10 protein-coding genes are annotated in these 9469 nt (G+C 55.6%); 6 read left to right on the forward strand and 4 right to left on the reverse strand.

Annotation, left to right across the window (positions count from 1 at the left end):
• Positions 1-374: 374 nt before the first annotated feature.
• On the reverse strand, positions 375-1427 hold the full coding sequence (locus JRJ26_19230) for an NAD(P)/FAD-dependent oxidoreductase (GenBank protein ID MBW2059629.1): 1053 nt from the start codon (positions 1425-1427) through the stop codon (positions 375-377).
• A 234-nt stretch (positions 1428-1661) separates the two neighbouring features.
• Between JRJ26_19230 and JRJ26_19235 the strand changes: the two genes are divergently transcribed.
• From JRJ26_19235 to JRJ26_19255, 5 genes are all read left to right on the forward strand, one after another.
• Positions 1662-2414 (forward strand): SagB/ThcOx family dehydrogenase, encoded by a 753-nt coding sequence (locus JRJ26_19235; protein MBW2059630.1) that lies wholly within the window; start codon positions 1662-1664, stop codon positions 2412-2414.
• Positions 2415-2625: 211 nt separating this feature from the next.
• Positions 2626-2814, forward strand: a complete 189-nt coding sequence (locus JRJ26_19240; protein ID MBW2059631.1) for a ferredoxin — start codon at positions 2626-2628, stop codon at positions 2812-2814.
• Between the two features lie 171 nt (positions 2815-2985).
• Positions 2986-3573, forward strand: coding sequence for a cob(I)yrinic acid a,c-diamide adenosyltransferase (gene cobO / locus JRJ26_19245; protein ID MBW2059632.1), 588 nt, complete (start codon positions 2986-2988; stop codon positions 3571-3573).
• 93 nt (positions 3574-3666) lie between these two features.
• Positions 3667-4497, forward strand: a complete 831-nt coding sequence (gene proC, locus JRJ26_19250; GenBank protein MBW2059633.1) for a pyrroline-5-carboxylate reductase — start codon at positions 3667-3669, stop codon at positions 4495-4497.
• Positions 4498-4529: 32 nt separating this feature from the next.
• Positions 4530-5168, forward strand: a complete 639-nt coding sequence (locus JRJ26_19255; protein MBW2059634.1) for a deoxynucleoside kinase — start codon at positions 4530-4532, stop codon at positions 5166-5168.
• Between the two features lie 69 nt (positions 5169-5237).
• Here the strand turns inward: JRJ26_19255 and JRJ26_19260 are convergent, their stop codons facing one another.
• Together JRJ26_19260 and JRJ26_19265 are read right to left on the reverse strand one after the other, a co-directional pair.
• Entirely contained in the window at positions 5238-5735 is a 498-nt protein-coding gene (locus JRJ26_19260) for a rubrerythrin family protein (protein MBW2059635.1), read from the reverse strand.
• A 111-nt stretch (positions 5736-5846) separates the two neighbouring features.
• Positions 5847-7037 (reverse strand): flavodoxin domain-containing protein, encoded by a 1191-nt coding sequence (locus tag JRJ26_19265; protein MBW2059636.1) that lies wholly within the window; start codon positions 7035-7037, stop codon positions 5847-5849.
• Between the two features lie 387 nt (positions 7038-7424).
• Between JRJ26_19265 and JRJ26_19270 the strand changes: the two genes are divergently transcribed.
• A complete protein-coding gene (locus tag JRJ26_19270) occupies positions 7425-8561 on the forward strand; it encodes a hypothetical protein (protein ID MBW2059637.1) in 1137 nt (378 codons plus the stop codon).
• Between the two features lie 13 nt (positions 8562-8574).
• Here JRJ26_19270 and JRJ26_19275 read toward each other — a convergent pair whose 3' ends face one another.
• Positions 8575-9114, reverse strand: coding sequence for a hypothetical protein (locus tag JRJ26_19275; protein ID MBW2059638.1), 540 nt, complete (start codon positions 9112-9114; stop codon positions 8575-8577).
• Positions 9115-9469 lie beyond the last annotated feature (355 nt).

Here is a 9469-nt window from a genome sequence, read left to right on the forward strand (position 1 = left end):
CCAGATGATCTTCTCCTTCAACAATTCACATATCTTCTCAGGTTGCATGGCTGACCCCACTCCCCTCTTCGAAGCGAATTTGAACCAAAAAATAAGAAGAGAAGAACAAAATCCTTGTCATCGGCTTCCCCCGTCCCCGCGAAGGCACCCCCTTGTTTCCAGCCCCCGCCCGCAAGCAGGATCCCGATGGAGTGCATAATAAATACAGGGGATATTCAATATAAATTCAACCGCAATCCAAGTCAAGTATTTTTTGCGAGAATTTCAGGGCTGGGAGATCGAGTGCTGGGAGGACAGTCTACAAGAGGAAAGATCGAGGCTGCTGGATCAGATCCGACCAGCGTCCGGGTCCTGAATCTCAGCCGGTCTCTTTTTCAGTCCATGATTTTAGCAACATATTCGGCCAGGGCAGGGGCGGCGGTCAGACCCGGCGATTCGATCCCGAGAAGGTGGATACGCCCTCCCTCCTGCTTACGGACCACGAAATCGGTCTGCAACTCTTCCCGGTAGTAGACCTTTGGACGGTTGCCTGAAAAACCAGGGTATAACCTCGTGACGTCCAGATCCGGAACCATGGCACGAGCGCCCTGCTCAAACTCCTCCCGGGGGGTTCTGATTTCGTAGTCCTCTTTGTCTGACACCCGCAGGACCGACGGTCCTATGAGCATTTCCTCGCCGAAGGTTGGGCTCAGGTGAACACCCAGACTAAGGGCAGATCCTGGGATGGGGTACACCAGCCCCCTAACCAGAGCCTCGGTTGTGCAGTAGTAATCACCCTTGTAGGGAACTATTTCATACCCCTCGAGACCGCATTCTCTGGCGATACTGTCGCTGTGAAGTCCGGCGACATTGATCAGGAAGTCACTCTCTATCTCACCCCGGCTCGTCTTGACGACGTTCTTTTCGCTGACCGACAGCACCCGGCACTGTTTCACAATGGTTACACCAACCACTTTGAGCGCCCTTTCCGTGGCCCTCATGTAAGCCGCCATGTCGAGCAAACCCGTCTCAGGGGATTGGAGGGCGGCCAGGCATCGCAGCCGCGGTTCGATTTTTCGCGCCTCAGCTCCGCCGATCAACCGGAGATTCTCCACACCATTGCGGTCGCCAAGATCCTTAAGATCCTCCAGGCCTTTGAGTTCCTCATCGTTCAGAGCCACGACGAGCTTTCCGCATTTGCGGTGGGGTACATTATGGCTCTGCAGAAACTCGTATGTCAGATGGCGGCCCCGGACGCATAGCCTGGCCTTCAGGGATCTGCAGGGATAGTAAATACCCCCGTGAATCACCCCGCTGTTCCGGGTGCTGGTATGCTCCCCCAAGGCCTTTTCCTTTTCGAGGAGGAAGACTTCCCGGCCTTTTTTCGCCATCTCAAGCGCCACGAAGCATCCTACGATACCGCCTCCGATGACCACAACGACCATCATCCATCCGCTCCCTCCGCCTTGACAGGCCGGCGTCTTTGTTATAGTACTCGATACGGCGGAATCGACCATCTCTGGATATGGTCTCTCTTCTGCCTGTATGCTTTGATCGACCCGAGAGGGGAAATCGCTGCCATTCGGGCAGCCAGGGCCAGTCAGTGTAGAAACCGCCGCCTCCTTTCATACATTACTGCCTTTGTTTTTTCAAGACACTCGCCCCACGGTCAGGAGGACGAAATGAACCAGCCGCGTGAGGGGATCGGTGACAGGTTTCAAAGGGAAACCAGATACATCCGGGGACAGATGGAAGGAGGATACCTGGACTGGTCCAGGCGACCCGGAATCTACAAACGGTCTGATCCCCACCAGGAGGGAATCTCTCTGCCCGAACCGAGGGAGGAAGGGGGAGAGCCTCTTTGGACTGTCATCAACAAACGGTGTTCCTCCAGGGACTTCACCCGGGACCCGATCTCACTTCTCGACCTCTCACAGCTTCTCTGGGCAACCCAAGGAATCACACATACGGCCTCCGGGCAGGCCCTGAGGGCCTGTCCCTCAGCCGGTGCCCTATACCCGGTTGAGACTTACGTCGCGGCGAACCGGGTGGAGGAACTGGCCCCTGGAATCTACCATTACTATGTTCCCAGACACCTTCTGGAACCTGTGGCCCGGCGTGTGACCATGAACGAGCTGGCCTCTGCCGCCCTGGGACAGCGGATGGTCACCACGGCTTCGGTTGTCTTCATTTGGACCGCTGTCGTCCAGCGATCCAAGTGGAAATACAGGGAACGAGGATATCGATACATATATCTCGATGCCGGACATATCGGACAGAATCTCTATCTGGCGGCAACGGCGCTCAACCTCGGGTGCTGTACCATAGGCGCTCTCTTCGACGAAGAGGTAGACCGCCTCCTCGGAGTCGACGGGAAGGAAGAGACGGTCGTTTACATGGGTGCTGTTGGAAAAATCTCGGCTCCTTCGGGTTGAACAGGGCACCGGGAGGTTGATAAATTGTAGGCGATGGTTTATATTCCAAAACCTGGCTTCCCGGTGGGGCCGTAAAGAGTCGGAATGATTCCCCAAGAGGGTCCCGTGTAGACCGGAATCTGGGAGGCTGAATCCCCGGGTAAAACCGGGGGGTGTTTTTTTACTCGTATCGACGAGACCCGAACAACGGCGGAGAGGAGGTGAAAGAGGAATGAAGGCGAAGGTAGATCCTGATCTGTGCACGGCCTGCGAACTCTGCACAGAAACTTGCCCAGAGGTGTTCGAGATGGGAGAGGACGTGGCCACCGTAAAGGTGGATGTGGTTCCCCCTGAGGCAGAGGAGAGCGCCCGCCAGGCGGCCGAAGACTGCCCTGCGGAAGCCATAACCATCGAAGAATGACCGATCAAGGGAGAAAGTGAGTCTTACAGGAAAATACGGCTTGACACCTCGTGGGTAGCAGTCGACCACGGCCGGAGAGGCTTCCGGCCGTGGTCTTTACCCTTTCTTCTCCTCCACCGGTTGATCTCCGGGATTGTCCACCTGGTCGACTCAAATCTCTGCGTACCGATGATGACGGGAGAAACCCGGGAGGTCCGGAAGACTCGGCCTCCACATGCAGAGAGGAGCGGCATGCCCATGAAAAGAGGATATATTCAGATCTATACGGGATCGGGAAAGGGAAAGACCACGGCAGCCCTGGGGCTTGCTCTTAGAGCGGTGGGACACGGCCTGCGTGTCTGCATGGTCCAATTCATGAAAAACGATCGCCACGTGGGTGAGGTCCTGGCAGCCCGCCTTCTGGCCCCCAATCTCTCGATCTTTCCCATGGGGCCCAGAGGTTTCATAAGGGACACGCCGCGTCCCGTGGACGTCCAAATGGCACGAGAGGCCCTCGAGTTCTCGAGAAGGAGCATTGAAGAGGAGAAGAACGATTTGATCATTCTCGACGAGATCAACGTGGCTCTTCACTTCGGCCTCCTCACGCTTGGAGACGTCCTCGGACTGATCGACCTCAAGCCGAGAAGCACCGAACTCATATTGACCGGACGGGATGCACCTCCGGAACTAATAAAAAGGGCAGACTTGGTCACCGAGATGACGGCCGTCAAACACTACTTTGACAGGGGAGTTCAGGCCAGAAAGGGCATCGAATGGTGATCTGGGCAGAACGAGCAGCCCTGCCGTGTCTTGACAGGAACGGCCCCTTTCTGCTAGAGGGTTAGACCAGATTCGATGCAAGAGGGCAAAGTAATGCTGAACGAAAAGAAGATCGGTTTTATAGGCGCTGGAAACATGGCCGAAGCCATGCTTAAGGGCCTTCTTCACAGCGGTGCCTCCAAACCGGCAAACATCATCGTCTCGGATATACGGCAGGATCGGCTGGATTTTATCAGGGAACGCTTCAATGTCTCGGTCTGCAAGGCAAATCCAGACACGGCAGACCAGGCCGACCTGCTGGTCCTCGCCGTCAAGCCACAGATCATGGAGCCGGTCCTCGTAGAGTTGGTGGATCACCTCGATATGTCGAAACTCATCATTTCCATTGCCGCAGGTATCCCTCTTGCAACAATTGAATCCTATCTCCACAAGGACCTGCGCCTTATCAGGGCGATGCCCAACATCGCCGCCCTCGTCTTGGAAAGCGCAACGGCCATCTGCCCCGGTCGCCACGCCTCCCAGGATGATCTCCGGCTGGCCAAGGCGATCTTTGATTCCATCGGCAAGACCGTCATCATCGAAGAAGTGCTTATGGATGCCATCACCGGCCTGAGCGGAAGCGGGCCTGCCTATCTCTTTCTCATCATCGATGCCATGGCCGATGCAGGTGTCAAGGTCGGCCTTTCCAGAGACAACGCTCTGGCCCTTTCGGCGCAGACGGTCCTTGGAGCGGCAAAGCTCCTGATCGAAACAGGAGAGCACCCCGGCCGCCTCAAAGACAAAGTCACCTCTCCAGGAGGAACGGCGATCTCCGGGCTCCACACCCTGGAGGAAGGCGGACTCAGAACAACACTGATCAATGCGGTGGAAGTGGCCACCCTCCGTTCGAAAGAGCTTGGCAGGATGATGGGGAACAAATCGTAGGCCGAAATCGGCAGGAACCCTGGGACGTTTGAATGGCAGATCTCAGGTACATAGCAGTCGAAGGTCCGGTCGGTGTTGGTAAGACGAGCCTTGCCGGCCTCTTGGCAAAGGTCTTCTCCGGCCGCCCCATCCTCGAGGTCTCCCATGAGAATCCCTTCCTGGCCCGCTTCTACCAGGACAGGAAAAAATACGCTTTCCAAACACAGATCTTTTTCCTCCTCAGCCGTTACCAGCAGCAGCAGGAACTCCAGCAACTCGATCTCTTCAACCGGCTGACTATCTCCGACTATCTCTTTGCAAAAGACAGGATCTTCGCCTCGGTAAACCTCGACGAAAACGAGATGGCCCTATACGAGAGGATATACCAACTTCTCCAGGGGACCATTCCCACCCCTGACCTCGTGATCTATCTCCAGGCGAGAGCAAAGGTTCTCCTTTCTCGGATCAGGCAGAGAAACCGAGAGTACGAGCGATCCATCGAGGCCGGCTACCTCCAGACGCTGGTGGAGGCTTACAACAGCTTCTTCTTCCATTACAATGACAGCCCGCTTCTCGTTATCGATACGAGCGAAATCGATTTTGTCCACAGGGAAGAAGACCTTGCCGCCCTGGTCAAAGAGATTCAGAAACCCAGAAAGGGGACATGGTACTACGTTCCCAAGGGCCGCTGACAGCCGGCAAGGATATCCACCAGGTCGGATGGCTACGCGGTTTTCTTGCAGCGCACAACCCCGGGAAGGCTAATCGACCCTTTTAAAGGCTTTGGCCCGGGCCCCACATACCGGGCAGACTTCAGGGGTTTCCCCCTCGGCCGTGTACCCACACACGGTACATACGTAGTAGGGATACGTCTCCTCTGAGGTTTCAAGGCTCCTTAAGAGCTTCTCATAAAGTCGGGCGTGAACCTTCTCCACCTCGTTTGCCAGGGCAAACGTCCGCTCCGCCGCCTTGTTCCCTTCGGTCTTGGCCGCATCGATCATCCCGGGATACATCTCCTTGAACTCGAAAGTCTCACCCGATATGGCCGCCTCCAGGTTCTCCTTTGTGCTCCCGATACCCTTCATCGCCCTCAGGTGGTTGTGAGCGTGGATGGTCTCCGCTTCAGCAGCCGCCCGAAAGAGCCGAGCAACCTGGAGATAACCTTCTTGGTCCGCCTTCTCTGCAAAGGCAAGGTACCTGCGATTCGCCTGCGATTCTCCGGCAAAGGCCTTGTTCAAAGACTCTTCTACAGTAGACATGAACCGATCCTCCTTTCCTTTCGTTTCCTGACCGGGAACTGTAACCCGTGGTCCCTTTTAACGATAGAATTCCAAATCCTTAGAGCCTGGGACGGCTCTCCTCTCTGCTTTTCAGGCTCCATGGATGGCCTTTCCGAGCCTACGGCCGAGTTCGGTGCAAGATTTCAGATCCTCGGCTTTAGGGACATATCTCACCGTAATGCCCGGATCGATCACGTGGATTTTCATCTCTTCCATGGCCTGATTCATCAACTTGACCGCCTCACCGCTCCATCCGTACGAACCGATGGCTGCACCGATCTTGTTTTGGGGACGCAACCCTCTCAGATAGTGGAGCATGGCGGCCATCTCGGGCATCATCCCGTTGTTGAGGGTAGAGGACCCAAAGACCAGAGCCTTGGCATCAAGGACTTCAGCCACAATATCGCTCCGGTGATTACACTTGAGATCCATCAGCCTCACACTCACCTCCTCCTCTACAAGGCCGGCGGCCACTGCAAAAGCCATGGCTTCTGTGCTCTTCCACATGGTATCGTAAATGATTACAGCCTTCTGCTCAGCCTTATGGCTACTCCACCTGTCGTAAGCCTCAACGATCTTGAGTGGGTTGGAACGCCAGATGACACCGTGGTCCGGCGCTATCATGTCGATGGCAAGACCCATCTCTTGGACCTTGCTCAGGAGTTTCCCCACCAGGGGGGAATAGGGCAGAAGGATGTTGGCATAATACTTGGCTGCGTGCCTGAACAGTTCCCCTTGGTCCACCTGGTCGTCGAATCGCTCGGATGTAGCCCAGTGTTCGCCGAAGGCATCGCTCGATATGAGCAGGCGTTCCTCCTTCAGATAGGAGAACATGCTGTCAGGCCAGTGGAGCATCCTGGTTTCAAGAAACTCCACGGTTCTCCGCCCCAGGACCATGGGACGGCCTGATTCGACCACCTCATAGGGCCAGTCTTCCCTGTGGTAGTGGTCGAGCAGGGCTTTCTTGCCCATGGGAGAACAGAGGAGCTTTTCAGGCTTAACGGTTTCAACGATCCCGGGCAGGGAACTTGAATGATCAGGTTCAACGTGGTTGACGACGATGTAGTCGATCTCGGCAGGGTCGACGATATTCCGTATATTTTGGAGCAACTGGTCCCGGAATGGATACCTCACCGTATCAAACAAGACGATCTTGTCGTCAATCAACAAGAACGCGTTGTAGGTCGTACCTCGATAGGTGGTATAACCATGAAAATCGCGGACATTCCAATCCACCACCCCAACCCAATAAAACCCCTTCACCACTTCAACCGGCTCCATCTCTTCCTCCTCTCCAAACCTCTCACCCCGACAAAACAGCCCTGTTGCAGTCTCATGAGCAAGGCTGCCACAGGGAGCCTTCAGGATGCGAGAACAGTAACCAATTCGAATCATAACCCGCCCTGCCTGGCAGGATCAAGTGACCTTTGTCATGCCGCCTGAAAAGGCCCTCTGCGACCGAATACTCCCTCCCTGCCGTCGGCCCGTCCGACCCCCGGACCAAGGACCCCGGTCTCGCCTTTTCCATGCAACAGAAAAGGGCCCTCGGGTCTGCTCCTTGAAGGGCTCTATGGGATTCTGCTATATTGCCCATGTGACGGCCAGAACCATCCATTTCTCGTCGATATGGCTCTATCCCCGCAATCATTATGAGTCAAGAGAGGTCCCGTGAGGGAGATGCCAAAGAGAAGCGGCCTTGTTTTGACGCTTTTTTCCCTTCTGCTTTCAACTGCCGGGGCGAGAGACCTCCAAGGAGCTGCCTCTGAGGGAATTGGATCGGGCCGATCTCTGCCCGGGTACGAGTTTCTCTCCCCAAAGGCACCGGAGGATCGGGCCTACCTCGGCATCCTACACCGAAAGGCATTCACAATCGCCGATATCCAGGCAGACCTGGTCGTATTGGAGATCCTCAATACTTACTGTACCAGTTGCCAGAAACAGGCTCCCTTCTACAACACGGTTTTTCACATGTTGGAAAAGGACCCTGCTACCAGAGGATGGATCAAGTGGATAGGAGAGGCCGTGGGCAACAACGAGCGGGAGGTGGCATCTTTCAGGCGAGAGAGAGCCGTCCCCTTCCCCATTCTTGCCGATGAGGATTTCGGGTTTTACGATGCTCTCACCGGTCCAAGCGGCGCCCGGACTCCTCTGACGATTCTCCTCAGACGAGACGAAGGTGGAAGGGCGATTATCGTCGAATCCCATGTGGGTTTCCGTGGAGACACGGAAGAGATCTCTCGATCAATCAAGGCCGCCCTGGAGCACCGGCCTGCCAGCCTGAAAATCAGACAGGGAGAAGCGACGGTCCCTCCCCTCGCAAAGAGGCTACCGCCCCCTCTTTCTGAACAAGAGCTGTCTGAAAGGATCAAGACGGGCATATCGATCGACGGTGCCTATGTTTTGGAGATTCGGAGAATCCGACTTGCCGGTGGAGACATTTACGTGGCAAAGGTGGAAAAGGGGTCACATCAGGAGGAACTCTTTGCAGTACCAGTCAGTCGGCCCCCGGTCTGCGATATTTGCCATGGGATCCGCTTCATCTATATCTTTGATAAGGGGGGAACCGTGCGGAACTTCATCCCCGTCGATCTGAGGAAATACGGCAACCGCTCCTGGGACGACCAGGATATCAATCAAATGAGGGACCGCCTCCTGGGCCGGTCCCTCATCGAACCTTTCAAATTCAACCGGGGTGTTGACGCCGTTACCAGAGCCACGATTACCTCTGTGGTTATCTTCGCCGCCATGAACAAGGGGAAAGCCCTCTACACCGACCTGGCAAGGAAAAACTACATAAGAAAGTAAGCAGACAGGCTCTTCAACCCTCCTGCCGGCCTGGCTCTTCCCCCTCCTCCAAGGATTCTCCCTCTTTGGACTCTGCCTTGGGCGAAGGCCCTTTCTTGGAAGCGCTTCTCTTGGGCTTTGCCCCAGCCTTTTCCTTGTCCGGCTTTTCGCCGTTGGACTGCTCCTTGTCCGACTTTTCTTTCTCCGACTCTCCTTTCCCGGTTTCTTCCTCTTTGGTCTGTCTTTTCTTTGCCCCTCCTCTTTTGGGTTTCTCCGTCTTCGGTTTCTCCTTTGCCGTCTCTTCTCCGGTGGGAGGTGCCGATACCTCAACCGGGGCTTCCTTCAACACCTCTTCTGCCTTTTCCTTCTCCGCCTTCTGAGTTTTCCTGGCCCTGGGCTTCTTGGCTGTTACAGTCTTTGCCTCTCCTTTTCCCGATCCCTCCTTCACCGCAGCTTCCTTTCTCGCGGGGGTACGTTTCTGCTCGAGAAGCTCTCTTGCTCTCAACTTCCTGCGCTTCTTCTTTCGCCGCCTTCTTCTGGCAAGCTCCCGGTCTCTTTCCCTTCGCCTCGGCATTCCTCAATCCTCCTCCCCTGCGAGATCAATGGGCTCGATACTATGACAATTTCCTCGCATTGTCAACTAAATTCCGACCAGCGTCCTTTACCGCTTCACCCTACCTTCAATTCTGGGCGAATACCGCGTGCAGGTCACCATTTGAAGAGCGATCCGGTCGATCAGTCCGCCCAGCCTGGATCCCGGTCAGAAATTCGACTGCCAAGGTACAAAGAGCCCTCTGGTCCAAAGTGGACCTCTTCCTGGTCTATTCTATAACAGCCCGGATTCCCTTGAACGGAGTGGATCTGCCGGGATCGTTCGGCCTTTTCCGCCCTTGCCATGCCGGGAACCAGGTCCGTTTCAACCCACCAGG

This window comes from Deltaproteobacteria bacterium, assembly GCA_019308905.1.
Taxonomy (GTDB): domain Bacteria; phylum Desulfobacterota; class BSN033; order WVXP01; family WVXP01; genus JAFDHF01.